At 56.2% G+C, this 14,944-nt stretch carries 29 protein-coding genes; all 29 read right to left on the reverse strand.

The features are described 5' to 3' along the window. Positions 1-14 precede the first annotated feature (14 nt). The 29 genes from rpmJ to rpsL all read right to left on the reverse strand — a co-directional run bounded on the left by rpmJ (position 15) and on the right by rpsL (position 14,937). Positions 15-128 (reverse strand): 50S ribosomal protein L36, encoded by a 114-nt coding sequence (gene rpmJ / locus EDC27_RS04485; RefSeq protein WP_123289415.1) that lies wholly within the window; start codon positions 126-128, stop codon positions 15-17. 35 nt (positions 129-163) lie between these two features. Further along, a complete protein-coding gene (gene infA / locus EDC27_RS04490; protein WP_123289416.1) occupies positions 164-385 on the reverse strand; it encodes a translation initiation factor IF-1 in 222 nt (73 codons plus the stop codon). An 87-nt stretch (positions 386-472) separates the two neighbouring features. Further along, positions 473-1,225 carry a type I methionyl aminopeptidase gene (gene map / locus EDC27_RS04495; RefSeq protein WP_123289417.1) on the reverse strand — a complete coding sequence of 251 codons (753 nt, stop codon included), beginning with the start codon at positions 1,223-1,225 and terminating at the stop codon, positions 473-475. Between the two features lie 8 nt (positions 1,226-1,233). Beyond that, positions 1,234-1,875 (reverse strand): adenylate kinase, encoded by a 642-nt coding sequence (locus tag EDC27_RS04500; RefSeq protein WP_123289418.1) that lies wholly within the window; start codon positions 1,873-1,875, stop codon positions 1,234-1,236. Between the two features lie 109 nt (positions 1,876-1,984). Next, entirely contained in the window at positions 1,985-3,292 is a 1,308-nt protein-coding gene (gene secY / locus EDC27_RS04505) for a preprotein translocase subunit SecY (protein ID WP_123289419.1), read from the reverse strand. Positions 3,293-3,305: 13 nt separating this feature from the next. Beyond that, positions 3,306-3,749 (reverse strand): 50S ribosomal protein L15, encoded by a 444-nt coding sequence (gene rplO / locus EDC27_RS04510; protein ID WP_123289420.1) that lies wholly within the window; start codon positions 3,747-3,749, stop codon positions 3,306-3,308. Positions 3,750-3,780: 31 nt separating this feature from the next. Next, a complete protein-coding gene (rpmD, locus tag EDC27_RS04515; RefSeq protein WP_123289421.1) occupies positions 3,781-3,963 on the reverse strand; it encodes a 50S ribosomal protein L30 in 183 nt (60 codons plus the stop codon). Positions 3,964-3,966: 3 nt separating this feature from the next. Beyond that, positions 3,967-4,485, reverse strand: a complete 519-nt coding sequence (gene rpsE, locus EDC27_RS04520; RefSeq protein ID WP_407923342.1) for a 30S ribosomal protein S5 — start codon at positions 4,483-4,485, stop codon at positions 3,967-3,969. 25 nt (positions 4,486-4,510) lie between these two features. Continuing rightward, entirely contained in the window at positions 4,511-4,882 is a 372-nt protein-coding gene (rplR, locus tag EDC27_RS04525; protein WP_123289423.1) for a 50S ribosomal protein L18, read from the reverse strand. 14 nt (positions 4,883-4,896) lie between these two features. Next, positions 4,897-5,442, reverse strand: a complete 546-nt coding sequence (rplF, locus tag EDC27_RS04530) for a 50S ribosomal protein L6 (protein ID WP_123289424.1) — start codon at positions 5,440-5,442, stop codon at positions 4,897-4,899. A gap of 20 nt (positions 5,443-5,462) precedes the next feature. Then, positions 5,463-5,861 (reverse strand): 30S ribosomal protein S8, encoded by a 399-nt coding sequence (gene rpsH, locus EDC27_RS04535; RefSeq protein ID WP_123289425.1) that lies wholly within the window; start codon positions 5,859-5,861, stop codon positions 5,463-5,465. A 28-nt stretch (positions 5,862-5,889) separates the two neighbouring features. Beyond that, the gene (locus EDC27_RS04540) at positions 5,890-6,075 is read right to left on the reverse strand and encodes a type Z 30S ribosomal protein S14 (protein WP_123289426.1); all 186 of its coding nucleotides are present in this window, start codon (positions 6,073-6,075) and stop codon (positions 5,890-5,892) included. A 27-nt stretch (positions 6,076-6,102) separates the two neighbouring features. Continuing rightward, the gene (gene rplE / locus EDC27_RS04545) at positions 6,103-6,642 is read right to left on the reverse strand and encodes a 50S ribosomal protein L5 (RefSeq protein WP_123289675.1); all 540 of its coding nucleotides are present in this window, start codon (positions 6,640-6,642) and stop codon (positions 6,103-6,105) included. Positions 6,643-6,674: 32 nt separating this feature from the next. Further along, on the reverse strand, positions 6,675-7,007 hold the full coding sequence (rplX, locus tag EDC27_RS04550; protein WP_123289427.1) for a 50S ribosomal protein L24: 333 nt from the start codon (positions 7,005-7,007) through the stop codon (positions 6,675-6,677). Positions 7,008-7,031: 24 nt separating this feature from the next. Beyond that, positions 7,032-7,400: a 50S ribosomal protein L14 gene (gene rplN, locus EDC27_RS04555; protein WP_123289428.1), complete on the reverse strand. Its 369-nt coding sequence runs from the start codon at positions 7,398-7,400 to the stop codon at positions 7,032-7,034. Positions 7,401-7,471: 71 nt separating this feature from the next. Next, entirely contained in the window at positions 7,472-7,735 is a 264-nt protein-coding gene (gene rpsQ / locus EDC27_RS04560) for a 30S ribosomal protein S17 (RefSeq protein ID WP_123289676.1), read from the reverse strand. Positions 7,736-7,746: 11 nt separating this feature from the next. Further along, entirely contained in the window at positions 7,747-7,947 is a 201-nt protein-coding gene (gene rpmC / locus EDC27_RS04565) for a 50S ribosomal protein L29 (RefSeq protein WP_123289429.1), read from the reverse strand. Next, entirely contained in the window at positions 7,944-8,360 is a 417-nt protein-coding gene (gene rplP / locus EDC27_RS04570; RefSeq protein ID WP_123289430.1) for a 50S ribosomal protein L16, read from the reverse strand. The genes rpmC and rplP overlap by 4 nt, the downstream gene beginning before the upstream one ends. A gap of 81 nt (positions 8,361-8,441) precedes the next feature. Beyond that, entirely contained in the window at positions 8,442-9,068 is a 627-nt protein-coding gene (rpsC, locus tag EDC27_RS04575) for a 30S ribosomal protein S3 (RefSeq protein WP_123289431.1), read from the reverse strand. Positions 9,069-9,099: 31 nt separating this feature from the next. Then, positions 9,100-9,432: a 50S ribosomal protein L22 gene (gene rplV, locus EDC27_RS04580; RefSeq protein WP_123289432.1), complete on the reverse strand. Its 333-nt coding sequence runs from the start codon at positions 9,430-9,432 to the stop codon at positions 9,100-9,102. After that, on the reverse strand, positions 9,432-9,719 hold the full coding sequence (gene rpsS, locus EDC27_RS04585; RefSeq protein WP_123289433.1) for a 30S ribosomal protein S19: 288 nt from the start codon (positions 9,717-9,719) through the stop codon (positions 9,432-9,434). Before rpsS ends, rplV begins: the two co-directional genes overlap by 1 nt. 19 nt (positions 9,720-9,738) lie before the next feature. Then, on the reverse strand, positions 9,739-10,560 hold the full coding sequence (gene rplB / locus EDC27_RS04590; protein WP_123289434.1) for a 50S ribosomal protein L2: 822 nt from the start codon (positions 10,558-10,560) through the stop codon (positions 9,739-9,741). Between the two features lie 79 nt (positions 10,561-10,639). Continuing rightward, on the reverse strand, positions 10,640-10,933 hold the full coding sequence (locus tag EDC27_RS04595) for a 50S ribosomal protein L23 (RefSeq protein WP_123289435.1): 294 nt from the start codon (positions 10,931-10,933) through the stop codon (positions 10,640-10,642). After that, positions 10,933-11,553, reverse strand: coding sequence for a 50S ribosomal protein L4 (gene rplD / locus EDC27_RS04600; protein ID WP_123289436.1), 621 nt, complete (start codon positions 11,551-11,553; stop codon positions 10,933-10,935). Before rplD ends, EDC27_RS04595 begins: the two co-directional genes overlap by 1 nt. A 41-nt stretch (positions 11,554-11,594) precedes the next feature. Then, positions 11,595-12,227: a 50S ribosomal protein L3 gene (gene rplC, locus EDC27_RS04605; RefSeq protein ID WP_123289437.1), complete on the reverse strand. Its 633-nt coding sequence runs from the start codon at positions 12,225-12,227 to the stop codon at positions 11,595-11,597. Positions 12,228-12,270: 43 nt separating this feature from the next. Continuing rightward, the gene (gene rpsJ, locus EDC27_RS04610) at positions 12,271-12,579 is read right to left on the reverse strand and encodes a 30S ribosomal protein S10 (protein ID WP_123289677.1); all 309 of its coding nucleotides are present in this window, start codon (positions 12,577-12,579) and stop codon (positions 12,271-12,273) included. A gap of 75 nt (positions 12,580-12,654) precedes the next feature. Continuing rightward, a complete protein-coding gene (gene tuf, locus EDC27_RS04615; protein WP_123289438.1) occupies positions 12,655-13,848 on the reverse strand; it encodes an elongation factor Tu in 1,194 nt (397 codons plus the stop codon). A 156-nt stretch (positions 13,849-14,004) separates the two neighbouring features. Further along, complete coding sequence (gene rpsG, locus EDC27_RS04620) at positions 14,005-14,475, reverse strand: 30S ribosomal protein S7 (protein WP_123289439.1); 471 nt, start codon at positions 14,473-14,475, stop codon at positions 14,005-14,007. 90 nt (positions 14,476-14,565) lie between these two features. Continuing rightward, positions 14,566-14,937 carry a 30S ribosomal protein S12 gene (rpsL, locus tag EDC27_RS04625; protein WP_123289440.1) on the reverse strand — a complete coding sequence of 124 codons (372 nt, stop codon included), beginning with the start codon at positions 14,935-14,937 and terminating at the stop codon, positions 14,566-14,568. Between the last annotated feature and the right edge of the window lie 7 nt (positions 14,938-14,944).

Raw genomic sequence — 14,944 nt, forward strand, 5'->3', positions numbered from 1 at the left:
GCTTTTTCCTCCAGTTAGCCTTGACGCTGTTTGTGCTTCGGGTTCTCGCAGATGACGCGCACCTGGCCGTGCCGACGAATGATTTTGCATTTTCGGCAGATGACTTTCACTGACGCCCGCACTTTCATGATTCACTCCCTTTCGCCCAGCGCACCCCAACCCGTCAGCTTTTGGCTCTGAAAATAATGCGCCCTCGAGTCAGGTCGTATGGGGATAGTTCCACCGTCACCTTGTCCCCCGGTAAAATGCGAATGAAGTGCATACGCATCTTACCGGAAATATGCGCAAGGACTCGATGGCCGTTTTCCAACTCAACACGAAACATGGCATTGGGTAAAGGCTCGATGACCGTGCCTTCCACCTCAATCGCTTCTTCCTTTACCATGCACCATTCCTCAATTTAGGTCACGTTTTCACCACGCCCACGAAAGCACGCTATTGTATAAGGTCTTTCTGCCTATGTAAAGACCATTTACTTCAATAGAGACAACACGTCCGGTCCGTTTTTCGTCACGGCCACGGTGTGTTCAAAGTGAGCCGAAAGCTTTCCATCGGCCGTCACCGCCGTCCATCGATCTTCCAAAATGCGAATGTCTGCAACCCCCTCGTTGATCATCGGCTCGATGGCAAACACCATACCGGCTTTGAGCTTCACGCCTCGCCCTGGAGGGCCAAAGTTAGGAATCTGGGGGCTTTCATGAAGGTTTCTCCCGATGCCGTGCCCCACGAATTCGCGCACCACCGAGTAGCCAAAAGGTTCCACATGGGCCTGCACCGCGTGGGAAATGTCCGACAACCGATGACCCACCACGGCTTGAGCGATGGCTCGGTCCAGAGCTTCCCGCGTCACGCGGCATAATCGTTGCGCCTCCTTCGATATGGTGCCCACGGGAAGCGTCACCGCCGCATCTCCGTAGAACCCGTCCACAACCACACCGAAATCCACGCTGACGATGTCGCCCTCCTGCAAAATGCGCGTCTTGCTCGGTATGCCATGCACCACTTCTTCATTGACCGAAGTGCACAGCGCATAAGGGAAGCCGTGATAGCCTTTGAAGGCCGGCACGGCTCCACGCTTTTGTGCTTCCTCCTCACTGATGGCATTTAAATCCCACGTGCTCACCCCGGGCACAACCACCTCCCGAAGCCGCTCCAGCACCTCGGCCACAATGAGGCAGGCTTTTCTTATTTTCTCAACCTCTTCTTGGGTCTTGAGAATGATCAAAGTGCCCTCTAACCCAGCACGGCCTTGATGCGGTCAAAAATCTCGTCAATGGAGCCCACGCCGTTGATCTTTCGCAGTTTGCCCTGTTTTTCGTAGTAATCGATGAGCGGCTTGGTCTGATCGGCATATACCTTCAGCCGGGATGTCACGGTGGCTTCGTTGTCATCGTCTCTCTGATAGAGTTGGCCTCCACACTTGTCGCATACGCCCTCTTTCTTTGGTGGATCAAACATCACATGAAAGCCGGCACCGCACTCGCGGCACGTCCGTCGCCCTGTAAGGCGCTGAATGAGTTCCTGGTCCGGCACATCAATGCAGACCACATGATCGATCCCTTGCCCCAATTCCTTAAGCATGCCGTCAAGAGTTTCGGCCTGGCTGACGTTGCGCGGAAACCCGTCCAGCATGTAGCCCTTTTTGCAGTCTTCTTGCTGAATGCGGTCCTTCACAAGACCTACAACCACCGAGTCGGGAACCAACGCTCCTTGATCCATATACTTTTTGGCCTCAAGACCCAGGGGCGTTCCGGCTTTGAGGGCAGCCCGCAACATGTCCCCAGTGGAAATTTGCGGAATGCCGTAGCGTTCGATCATGCGCTTGGCTTGCGTTCCTTTTCCAGCACCCGGTGGTCCCAGCAAAATGATGTTCATCGTCTCCCTCCCTGTCTTTCAGCCTCACCATCGTTGCGTCGACTCTTTCAAGATCACGACGACCCACAACGTTGGGCCATAAGGCGCAGCGCCCCCTGATCTTCCGTCTCTATCGTCGCCCTCGAATGCGTCCGGATTTGAGAAAGCCTTCATAGTGCCGGGTAAGCATGTGGGCTTCGATCTGTCCCACGGTGTCCATGGCAACCCCAACCACAATGAGCAAGGCTGTCCCGCCGAAATAAAATGGCACGTTGAAGTTCTGAATAAAGATCGTGGGGAGCACGCACACAATGGACACGTAGATGGCTCCACCCAAAGTTATGCGGCTGAGTACGCGATCAATGTATTCCGCAGTGGATCGCCCTGGACGAATCCCTGGTATGAAGCCTCCATACTTTTTCATGTTGTCGGCCACATCCACGGGATTGAAGACGATGGCAGTGTAAAAATAGCAAAAAAAGATGATGAACCCCACATAAAGCACCAAATAAAGCCAGTGGCCCGGCATGAGCAACTGCGCGATTTTTTGCATCCAAGGAATCTGAATGAAATTGGCCACCGTAGCCGGAAACATAATAATAGACGAGGCGAAGATGGGTGGAATGACGCCCGACGTATTGATCTTGAGCGGCAAATGGGTGGTTTGTCCTCCGTACATTCGCCTTCCCACGACCCTTTTGGCGTACTGCACGGGAATCCGGCGCTGGGCGCGCTCAACGTAGACGATCACGGCCACCACAGCCACCATGATGACCAAAAGGACCAGAGCCTTAAAGGCACTCATTTCCCCCGTTTGCATGAGGCGCAGCGTGTTACCCATGGCACCGGGCATGCCGGCCACGATGCCTGCAAAAATGATGAGCGAAATACCGTTGCCGATGCCCCGCTCCGTGATCTGCTCACCTAGCCACATGATAAAAGCCGTGCCGGCCGTTAGAGTGATCACGGTGATGAGGCGAAATCCCCAGCCCGGAGCCAGGACCACGGGTTCACCACCAGGTCCGGTCATGCCCTCGAGACCGAAAGCGATGCCAAAGCCCTGAATGATGCTGAGCACCACCGTGCCATATCGCGTGTACTGCGTGATCTTCTTTCGCCCGGCCTCGCCTTCCTTGCTCAGCCGCTCCAAATGGGGAATCACTACAGTCAACAGCTGCAGAATGATCGAGGCGCTAATGTAGGGCATGATCCCCAGCGAAAAAACCGACAGCTGATTCATGGCGCCGCCGGAAAACATGTTGAACAGCCCCAACAGCGTACCTTGGGCCGCAGCAAAAAAAGCCGCCAAGGCTTCCCGATTGATGCCCGGCGTCGGCACATGCACGCCGATGCGGTATACGGCCAAAAGTACCAGTGTGGTACCGATGCGCTTTTTCAGTTCGGGGATTTTTCCGATATTTTGAAAACCCGTGAGCACCCGCTTGATCCTCTCAGCTTAGGATTTCTACACGACCTCCGGCCGCTTCTACCTTCGCCACGGCCGCCGCGCTGGCTTTGTGGACGCGAACCGAAAGGGCCTTTTTAAGTTCGCCGTCAGCGAGAAGCTTGATGCCGCAAGCCTTTTTCTTGGCAAGACCCGTTCGCGCCAGTTCCTCGGGGCCCACGGTGGTTCCGGGCTCAAATCGTTGCAGATCCCCTACGTTGACCACCGCATAAACCTTCCGAAACGGATTACGAAATCCCCTCTTGGGAACCCGACGCTGCAAGGGCATCTGGCCGCCTTCAAACCACGGCACCACGCCACCTCCGGCCCGTGCTTTTTGGCCCTTATGGCCCTTTCCGGCAGTCTTTCCATGGCCTGATCCAGCCCCTCGACCGATCCGTTTTCTGTCTTTTCGGGATCCCGCTGCAGGTTTCAGTTCGTTCAATCGCATAGCCTTCACCTGTGTGTCCGACCGGTCCAGCTTAGGCTTCCGTCACCTGGACCAGATGGTTGACCTTTCGCACGGCTCCCACGACCTGTGGAATCGCGGGAAGCGTCACTTCCCTTTGCAGTCGCGTGAGCCCCAAGGCCTGGAGAATTTTACGGTGCTTCTCCGGCCTGCCGATAGGGCTACGCACCAGCTTAACGCGTATCATTTTCGCCATGGATCACCTCCCGGCTCCTTGAGCTTTCACCTCCATCACATCCACACCTCGTGTTTTGGCAATTTGCTCGGGACTGCGCAGGGCTTTGAGACCAGCGATGGTCGCTTTGACAACATTGTGCGGGTTGCGGGATCCCACACACTTGGTGAGCACATCCGTCACACCGGCGGCTTCCATGATGGCCCGCACGGCCCCCCCCGCAATGACTCCTGTACCCGGAGAGGCCGGCTTCAACACAACGGAGGAAGCTCCAAATTTGCCCAAGACTTCATGGGGCAATGTCCCGTCCATCAAGGGCACCTCAAACATGTTTCTTTTCGCCCCTTCTAGACCCTTACGAATGGCCTCCGGCACTTCGTTCGCCTTGCCCAAAGCAAAACCCACGCGCCCATTGCCATCGCCGACGATGACTAGGGCGCTGAACGAAAACCGCCGCCCGCCCTTGACCACTTTGGCCACTCGGCTGATATGGACGATCTTATCGATGTACTGAATGTCTTGTGAATCGAGAGGTGCCAAGATATGCCTCCTTGCCCGCCAATAAAGGTCAAAATTCTAGCCCTGCCGCCCGCGCTCCATCCGCCACGGCGCGGATTCTTCCATGGTAGATGAATCCATTTCGGTCAAAGACCACCTTGGTGACGCCCCTGTCCAAGGCTTTCTTGGCAACGATCTGACCGACTTTTTCCGCCGCCCCCACCTTACCTTCCACGGGACCTAAGGCCTTGAATTCAGGCGAGAGGGTCGACGCGGCCGCCAGCGTCACGCCCCTGGTGTCGTCGATGATCTGGGCATATATATGCTTCAGGCTTTTGTAAACCGTCAGTCGCGGGCGCTCTGGCGTCCCGTGCACCTTTCTGCGAATGCGCCGTTTACGTTTCAGGCGCGCCACAACGCTGGGATTCGTTTTGGAACCCATAGGTCGTCCTTCTCCTATTTCTTCTTTGCGCCCGTCTTACCGGCCTTTCGCCGGACCCATTGATCGGCGTATCGAATACCTTTGCCTTTGTACGGCTCCACCGGACGCAAAGCCTTAATGTTGGCCGCCGTCTGCCCGAGCAGTTCCTTGTCCACGGCCTCCAGGCGAATCACCGTCTGCTTTTCTACTGAAGCGCTCACTCCTTGAGCCAGAGGAAAGCTAATCGGATGCGAATGACCCAGGGTAAAGGTCAGCACATTTTTGCTTACATCGCAGCGGTAACCCACCCCGTGAATTTCCAACACCTTGGTGAAGCCCTGGCTGACGCCCGTGACCATATTGTGGAGCAAGACCCTCGTGAGGCCATGCATGGCTCTGGCTCGACGTTGATCGCTCTTGCGGCGCACCACAATGTGGCCGTCTTCCACCGACACGGTCACTTCCGAGGGCACCCGCCTTTCCAACTGCCCTTTCAGGCCCTTGACAACGACCACATCCCCCTGAAGGGTCACGTCCACCCCTTTGGGAATGGGGATGGGGTTTTTGCCGATACGCGACATCTTGGGACTCCTTTGGCTCTTTACCACACGCTACAGATCAGTTCGCCACCCACACCCTCTCGCCGTGCCTGCTTGTCGGTGAGAATGCCGCGAGAAGTGGACAATATGGCGACGCCCAGGCCGTTGAGAACCCTCGGCATTTCTTTGCATCCCACATAGATTCGCCGGCTGGGCTTGCTGATGCGGCGCATGTCACGAATGGCCGCCTCGCGGTCCGGCCCATATTTCAGATGGATTCTCAACACGCCCTGCTTGTTGTCCTTGATGAGCTTAAAATGCTTGATGTAGCCTTCTTCCTTGAGGATGCGCGCCAGCTCCACCTTCATGCGCGACGCGGGGACATCCACCTTATCGTGGCGCGCCCTGTGGGCGTTCTTGATGCGATTGAGAAAGTCGGCAATGGGATCCGTCATCACCATACAGGTTCACTCCTTCTCGTTCCGGGTCCTACCAACTGGATTTGACGACGCCGGGAAGTTCGCCGTTGAGGGCCATATTGCGAAAGCAAATGCGGCACATGCCGAATTTGCGAAGGAAAGCGCGTGGCCGTCCGCAGAGCGGGCATCTGTTGTAGGCTCTTACCTTGAATTTCGGCTTTCTTTGGGCTTTTGCGATCATGGATTTCTTGGCCAAGGCTGCCTCCTTCTGTCCCTTGTCCCCTTACTTTCGAAACGGCATTCCCAACAAGGCCAACAGCTCTCGGGCTTCGTCGTCGGTTTTCGCCGTTGTCACGATGGTGATGTTGAGCCCCTTAATCTTGTCGATCTTGTCGTAGTCGATTTCCGGGAAAATGATATGTTCCCGCACTCCAAGGGTGTAGTTCCCCCGCCCGTCAAAGGACTTGGCAGATACACCGCGAAAGTCGCGCACTCGAGGCAGGGCGATGTTGACGAGCTTGTCGTAGAACTCGTACATTCGGTTGCCCCGCAGGGTCACCATGCATCCGATGGGCATGCCTTTACGCAGCTTAAAGGCCGCGATACTCTGGCGCGCCCTCGTGATCACAGGTTTTTGGCCGCTGATCTGCGCCAGTTCCTCGGAAGCCGTTTCCAGAATCTTAACGTTTTGTATTGCCTCTCCCAGGCCCATGTTGAGCACGATTTTGCTCAGCTTTGGAATCTGCATCGGGCTTTTGTAATGAAACATTTTGGCCAATTGCAGGGCCACTTCTTTTTCGTACAACTCGCGCAAACGTGCCATGAACGCCTCCACTCCGCCCGCCGCTGTGGACGTCATCCGTCGATGATCTCCCCGCACTTCTTGCAGAAGCGGGCCTTGCGCCCGTCATCGAGGATCTTATAGCCCACACGGGTCGGATCCGTGCACTTGCTGCAAATCACCATGAGATTGGAAATGTGAATGGGAGCTTCCTTTTCCACAATTCCGCCTTGCCGACTGTGGGGTCCGGGCCTCATGTGCCTTTTGACCATGTTGAGCTTTTCCACCACCGCTCGATCTTTTTTGGTCAAGATGCGCAACACCTTGCCCGATTTGCCCTTTTCTTTCCCGGCAATTACCATCACTGTGTCGTTCTTCTTGACATGATACTTTTTTCTGACAGCCATTGGCGACCTTCCCCATCCGCCTCACTAGAGCACTTCGGGAGCCAGCGAGACGATCTTCATAAACTGCTTGGCACGCAGCTCACGGGCCACAGGGCCAAAGATGCGGGTTCCGATGGGTTCCTTGGCGGCGTTAATCAAGACGGCCGAATTGTCGTCAAACTTGATGTACGACCCGTCTGGCCGTCGCACTTCCTTTTTGGTCCTCACCACCACGGCCCTCATGACATCCCCCTTTTTCACCTTGGAATTGGGGATAGCTTCCTTGACCGACACCACGATGATGTCACCCACCGTAGCGTAGCGTTTTCGAGTCCCACCGAGAACCTTGATACAGTACAGCCGCTTTGCACCCGAATTGTCAGCGGCGTTCAACTGCGTTTCCGCTTGAATCATGATGGCCTCCCTTGACCGCCTTCACCCAACTTCCTCGACCGCAGCCTCGTCGCGCCGTGCTCGAGGGATTTTCAGACAGCGGCCCGTACCAAAATCTTTACGACCACCCAATGCTTGGTTTTGCTTAATGGACGGCTTTCTTGAATCAACACACGATCCCCTATGCGGCACTGATTTTCCGCATCGTGCGCCTTGAATTTGCTGCGGCGCCGAATGTACTTGCCATACTTGGCATGCTTGACCAGCCGCTCCACACTGACCACCACCGTTTTGTTCATTCGGTCACTCACCACGGTGCCGACCCGGGTCTTCCTGTTGCTTCTGCGCTCTTCCATGAACATGCCCTCTACGCCTCACCGGCGCTTTGCTTTTCACGCAATATGGTCAACACTCTCGCAATATCGCGTTTGTGCCGCTTGAGCTGCGCCGTGTTTTCCAGCTGTCCCGTTGCATGCTGAAACTTCAGACTAAACAGAGACTCACGCAACTCCGCCAGCTTCTGCCTCAATTCATCCACACTCATATCCCGTAAGGTCGCTGCTTTCATAACACATCCTGCCTCGACACAAACCGCGTGGCCACAGGAAGTTTATGAGCCGCCAGCCTACATGCTTCTTGGGCGACCTCTTCCGTGACGCCTTTGAGTTCATAGAGGATTCGTCCTGGCTTGACCACGGCGACCCAGCCTTCGGGGGCGCCTTTGCCTTTTCCCATGCGGGTTTCTGCCGGCTTTTTGGTCACCGGCTTATCCGGAAAGATACGAATCCATAGCTTTCCGCCGCGCTTGACATATCTGGTGATGGCCACACGAGCCGCCTCGATCTGCCTCGACGTGATGCGACCCGCCTCCAAGGCCTTGATCCCAAAGTCCCCAAAGTGCAATTGGTTCCCTCGTGAGGCCATGCCTCGCATGCGGCCCTTTTGTTGCTTTCGATACCTAACTCTTTTGGGCGCTAACATGGATTATCTCCTCAGCTCTCTCCGCAGGAGGTTCGCTTCTATTAAGCCCATCTCGTGCCTGGCCCCGAAACTTGAGCGTTGCTACGGAAGCACTTCCCCTTTAAAGATCCACACCTTGACTCCTATCACTCCATATGTGGTTCGAGCTACCGCCACGGCATAGTCAATGTCGGCTCGAAGCGTGTGGAGGGGGACTCGACCTTCGCGATACCACTCCCGCCGTGCCATTTCGGCACCCCCGAGGCGCCCGGCGCAGGCCACCCGAATGCCCTTGGCCCCAAATTTGAGCGCCGACGTCACCGCGCGCTTCATGGCTCGGCGGAATGCCACGCGGCGTTCCAGCTGCAAGGCGATGTTTTCTGCAACCAAGACGGCGTCCAGTTCTGGCCGGCGCACTTCCTGAATGTCAATGAGGATTTCGCGCGAAAATCTCTTCTCTAGCTGTTTCCTCAAGGCTTCGATTTCCGCGCCTTTCTTGCCGATAACGATCCCCGGACGCGCCGTAAAGATGCGAATCTTGGCCTTATTGGCGGCCCTTTCAATCTCGATTCTGGCGATACCGGCATGGTATAATCGTCCTTTTATAAAATCGCGAATCTTCCGGTCTTCATAGGCCAGCTTGGCGTACCCCTTTGCGGCAAACCACTTGGAATCCCATGTTCGGATGACGCCTAGACGAAAACCTTTAGGATTGACCTTCTGTCCCAATCTCCACCTCCGAGATCCTGTGACCTCCCGATTACTTTTCCCCGAGAACCACCGTGATGTGGCTGGTGCGCTTCACAATGCGCGTGGCCCGGCCCATAGCTCGAGGCCTCCATCGCTTCAACCGGGGCCCTTCGTTGACATAAATGGCTTTGATGTAAAGGCCTTCCATGTCCATGGATTTGGTGTTTTCCGCATTGGCCATGGCCGACCGCAACGTCTTGCTCAGCAGCCGCGCCCCTTTCTTAGGCGTAAACTTTAATATGGTCAATGCTTGCCCCACATTCTTGCTGCGGACAAGATCGGCCACCAGGCGCGCCTTGCGCGGTGAGATGCGCACGTATTTGGAAACCGCTCTCACTTCCATTACTTTTTCCCCTTGACCTTAGACTTCTTATCCCCAGCATGACCGTAGAAGGTTCGTGTGGGCGAGAATTCACCCAGCTTATGACCCACCATATTCTCCGTGATAAAGACAGGAATGAACTTCTTGCCGTTGTGAACGGCAATGGTTAGCCCGACGAAATCAGGAAGAATGGTGGATCGCCGAGACCAGGTCTTGATCACCTTGCGATCTCCGGTCTCTTTGGCGGCCAGCACCTTCTTCAGCAGGTGGTCATCCACAAAGGGTCCCTTTCTTAAAGAGCGAGGCACCTTACCCTCCTTAGGTCATCTATTTGCGGCGTCGCACGATGAGCCGATCGCTGTTCTTCCTCTTGCGGGTGCGATATCCCTTGGTGGGCTTGCCCCACGGCGTGCATGGATGCCTGCCTCCGGAACTCCGCCCTTCGCCACCGCCCATGGGATGATCCACCGGATTCATGGCTACGCCGCGCACATGGGGCCGTCGCCCCAGCCATCGGCTTCGACCCGCCTTGCCCAGGCTAATGTTTTCATGTTCAATGTTTCCCACTTGGCCGATGGTGGCTTTGCAGCGCGCGAGCACCATGCGCATCTCGCCGGATGGTAACCTCAGCGTGACATGGCGCCCTTCCTTGGCCATAAGCTGCGCTCCCGCTCCGGCGGATCGCACCATCTGGCCGCCTTTGCCAGGAATCATCTCCACATTGTGCACCACCGTGCCCAGCGGAATGTTCTCCAGAGGTAAACAATTGCCCGGCCTCACATCCGCTTCAGCCCCTGTGACAACCACGTCGCCCACCTTCAGGCCCAAAGGCGCCAAAATGTAGCGCTTCTCTCCATCCACATAGTGTAAAAGGGCAATGCGGGCCGACCGGTTCGGATCATACTCGATGGCCGCCACCTTGGCGGGCACATTTTCCTTGTCACGTTTGAAGTCAATGATGCGATACAGCCTCTTGTGACCCCCACCTCGATGCCGGGCCGTCACGCGGCCATAGTTGTTGCGCCCGCCCTTTTTCTTCAGAGGTTCCACGAGACTGCGTTCCGGCTCCTTCTTCGTAATCTCCTCAAAGGTGGCGTAAGTCATGAACCGGGTTCCGGCGCTGCGCGGCTTGACTTTCCTAATTCCCATAGCTCAACCTCACTAGGCATTCGAGCGAGCCTGACCACCCCTTGGCGGCCGAGCACTCCTCGTCGCACCCGTCACCTGCTTAAACGCCTTCAAAGAATTCGACCCTTTGACCGGGCTTGATGGTCACAATGGCCTTTTTCCAATCGCTCGTGCGCACAGTGTGGCGCCCGACGCGCTTGTTATGCCCTTTGACCTTAAGGGTACGCACCTCCAGCACGTTCACCTTGAACATCTTTTCCACGGCCTCTTTGATCTCAATCTTGTTGGCACGTCGGTCCACTTCAAAATGGAGCTTGTTATGCTGTTCCTTGTCCGTCGTGCTCTTTTCCGTGATCAAAGGGCGCTTGAGGATCACATAGGTCTTGTCCCGCATCACCCGAGAGACTCCTCTATTTTGGAAACCGTGTCTTTGGTGAGCACCAGGTTTCCGTGCTTGAGCATGTCGAAAACGTTGAGGCCTTCGCTGCGCAGCACCTTCACGTCAGGAATGTTGCGCGCAGATTTTTCCACGATCTCATCCTTGCCGGCAAGGACCACCAGAGGCTTTTGTAAGGCGAATCGGTGCATCCAGGCATGAAAATGTTTGGTCTTGATTTCTGGAAACTGGAGCTGGTCCACAACCACCAAAGCCTGATCGCGGAGCTTTTGGCTCAACACCATCTTCAAGGCCAGTCGCCGCACTTTCTTGGGCACCTTTAAGTTATAGGTTCTGGGCTGGGGTCCGTGCACCGTGCCCCCTCCTCGCCATAGCGGCGACCTAGTGGTCCCGGCTCGAGCACGACCTGTTCCTTTCTGACGCCACGGCTTTTTGCCTCCACCCGAAACTTCGCTTCGGCCTTTCGTCTTGGCCGTGCCTCGACGGCGCTTGGCCAGCTGGTAAAGCACCACATGGTGGACCACATGGCTTTTGGCCGGAACGTTAAAGATGTCGTCGCGCAAATCCAGCTGCCCTACCACTTGCCGATTCATGTCGAAAATGTCCACCGTTGGCATGATGTGTTTCCTCTCGTCCTTCACCCAGCGGAGCACGAAAGTTATCGGACCCGGTTAGTCTTGCGAATCATGAGGAAGCCGTTCACACCTCCTGGAACAGCTCCCTTGATCAAGAGGAGATTTTCCTCGGGTCGCACGTCGATGATCTTCAAGTTAAGAGTCGTCGCCCGCTTGTTACCCTTTTGGCCCGCCATCTTTTTTCCCTTGATGACGCGCCCTGGAAAGGTGGCGCATCCGGTGGAGCCCGGCTCTCGAATGTTCTTGCAACCGTGCGTCATGGGACCTCGACGAAATCCCCAGCGCTTCACCGTACCGGCAAAGCCCTTGCCCTTGCTTACCCCGGTGACATCCACACGGTCTCCAATGGCAAAAACACTGCAATCCCATACTTGGCCCGGCTCAAACGCCTCGGCATTCTCCACACGCACCTCACGCAGCAAGGCAAAGTAGCCTTTACCCACCTTGTCCAGATGCCCCTTCAAAGGGCGCGTGACCTTTTTTTCCTTCTTTTGTCCAAAGCCGATCTGCACGGCGCTATACCCATCGCGTGCGGGAACTTTGACCTGTGTGACGACACATGGGCCGGCCTGCACCACCGTGACGGGCACGGCGCTGCCGTCTTCGGCAAACACCTGCGTCATCCCTAGCTTGCGTCCTAGTAATGCCTTCACCATTTTCTCAGCTCTCTTAGGCTAGGCTTTTCCGCTCAAAGCGGCCTTACAGTTTGATTTCCACATCGACTCCCGCCGACAAATCCAGCTTCATGAGCGAATCCACCGTCTGCTGAGTCGGCTCCAAGATGTCCACCAAGCGCTTATGGACACGGATCTCAAACTGCTCCCGAGACTTCTTGTCAATATGGACGGAACGCAGCACCGTGTACCGGTGAATTTTGGTCGGCAAGGGAATGGGGCCCGCTACCTGGGCGCCCGTCTTTTTGGCCGTATTGACGATTTCTGCGGCCGCCTGGTCAAGAAGCTTGTGGTCGTAGGCTTTCAAGCGGATGCGCATTCTCTGATTCATCATGGCGTCTGTTCCCATAATTTGGGTCCCTGCCGAACGTATGCGGTCAGGGACCCCATGGCTTTCGTGACGATGTCCCTACTCGATGATGTCGGTGACCACGCCGGCGCCCACGGTGCGTCCGCCTTCGCGAATCGCAAACCGAAGCTCCTTCTCCAAAGCCACCGGAGCAATCAAATGCACTTCCATGTTCACGTTGTCCCCAGGCATCACCATCTCCACGCCCTCAGGCAACGTCACCACTCCCGTCACATCCGTCGTGCGAAAATAAAACTGCGGCCGATACCCAGGGAAAAACGGCGTGTGCCGCCCCCCTTCCTCCTTCTTCAATACGTACACCTCTGCCTTGAACTTCGTGTGCGGCGTGATGCTCCCAGGCTTCGCCACAACCTGGCCACGCTCCACCTCGTCCCGCTTGATCCCGCGAAGCAACACCCCAATGTTGTCCCCCGCTTCCCCGCGATCCAAGGTCTTGCGAAACATCTCCACACCCGTACACACCGTCTTCATCGTCGGCCGAAATCCCACAATCTCCACTTCATCGCCCACCGAAATCACCCCGCGCTCCACGCGACCCGTCACCACCGTCCCTCGGCCGCTAATGGAAAACACATCCTCAATGGGCATCAAAAACGGCTTGTCAATATCCCGCACCGGATCCGGTATGTAATTGTCCACCGCTTCCAACAATTCAAATATCGGCGCCGCATCCGGACCCGATGGATCATCACACTCCAACGCCTTCAACGCCGACCCCTTGATGATCGGCACATCATCCCCAGGAAACCCATACTTGCTCAACAACTCCCGAAGCTCCAACTCCACCAACTCAATCAGCTCCGGATCATCCACCATGTCCACCTTGTTCAAAAACACCACCATGTTCGGCACACCCACCTGACGCGCCAACAAAATGTGCTCCCGTGTCTGCGGCATCGGACCATCATCGGCCGCCACCACCAAAATGGCCCCGTCCATCTGCGCCGCACCCGTGATCATGTTCTTGATGTAGTCCGCATGCCCCGGACAATCCACATGCGCATAATGCCGCTTTTCCGTCTCATACTCCACATGCGCCGTCGCTATCGTGATCCCTCGCTCCCGCTCCTCCGGCGCCTTGTCAATCGCATCAAACGGCACAAACTCCGCCTTCCCACGAAGCGATAACTGCTTCGTAATCGCCGCCGTCAACGTCGTCTTCCCATGGTCTATGTGACCAATCGTCCCAACATTCACGTGCGGCTTCGTCCGCTCAAACTTCTTCTTCCCCATCGCACTTCCTCCTCAGGTCCACATCAAATCCATAAAAGCGTCATTTTTTTCCAAAGCGTCGGGATGCCCCTGTGTGCGGTGCGCCCGGATAAGCGGCCTGGCCTTTTCGTCACATCCCAGCGCCCGCGGTTCGGCCACCCATGGCCCCGGAATGGCCTACCAGCGATAATGCGCAAAGGCCTTATTGGCTTCAGCCATGCGGTGCGTGTCTTCCTTCTTTTTGACCGCTCCACCCCGGTTCTGGGATGCATCCAAGAGCTCGCCGGCCAACTTATCGATCATGGTCTTTTCCGAACGGTTCTTGGCGTAGGAAATGATCCATCGCATGGCCAAGGCGTCCCGGCGATCGCTGCGTACTTCCACGGGTACCTGATAAGTGGCTCCACCCACCCGCCTTGACTTCACCTCGATGATGGGCCGCACGTGCTCCATAGCCTTGTGGAAAACTTCTAGCGGATCCTGCTTGCTGCGCCGCTCGATGACGTCAAAGGCTCCATAAAGGATCCGTTCGGCCACACTTTTCTTGCCTTGACGCATGATGTTGTTAATAAACTTGGCCACCAACCGGCTGTTGTATTTGGGGTCCGGAAGCACTTCCCGCTTTGCGACTTCTCTTCTACGTGGCATTGCCTTCCTCAACCTCGTCCATCGTTTGCGGCAAAAGAGAAGCCATGGCCCTCAGCAGGGCCATGGCCCGCCTCGGCTCTTCTCCATGCCTTACTTCGGCCGCTTGGCCCCGTACTTGGACCGGCCCTGCTTGCGATTGGCCACACCCAGGGCATCCAACGTTCCGCGAATGATGTGGTAGCGCACACCGGGCAAATCTTTAACGCGGCCGCCACGAATCAGTACCACAGAGTGCTCTTGAAGATTGTGGCCGATTCCGGGAATGTACGACGTCACTTCGATGCCGTTGGTCAGCCGCACACGGGCGATTTTTCGTAAAGCCGAGTTGGGCTTTTTGGGGGTCGTGGTGTAGACGCGCACGCACACGCCCCGCTTTTGCGGACAGCTCTGAAGCGCCGGGGTGCTCGATTTCTTACGAACCTTTTGTCTTCCCTTTCGCACCAACTGATTGATCGTGGGCATCTTTGTT

Origin of the sequence: Desulfosoma caldarium (assembly GCF_003751385.1) — a bacterium.
Lineage (GTDB): Bacteria > Desulfobacterota > Syntrophobacteria > Syntrophobacterales > DSM-9756 > Desulfosoma > Desulfosoma caldarium.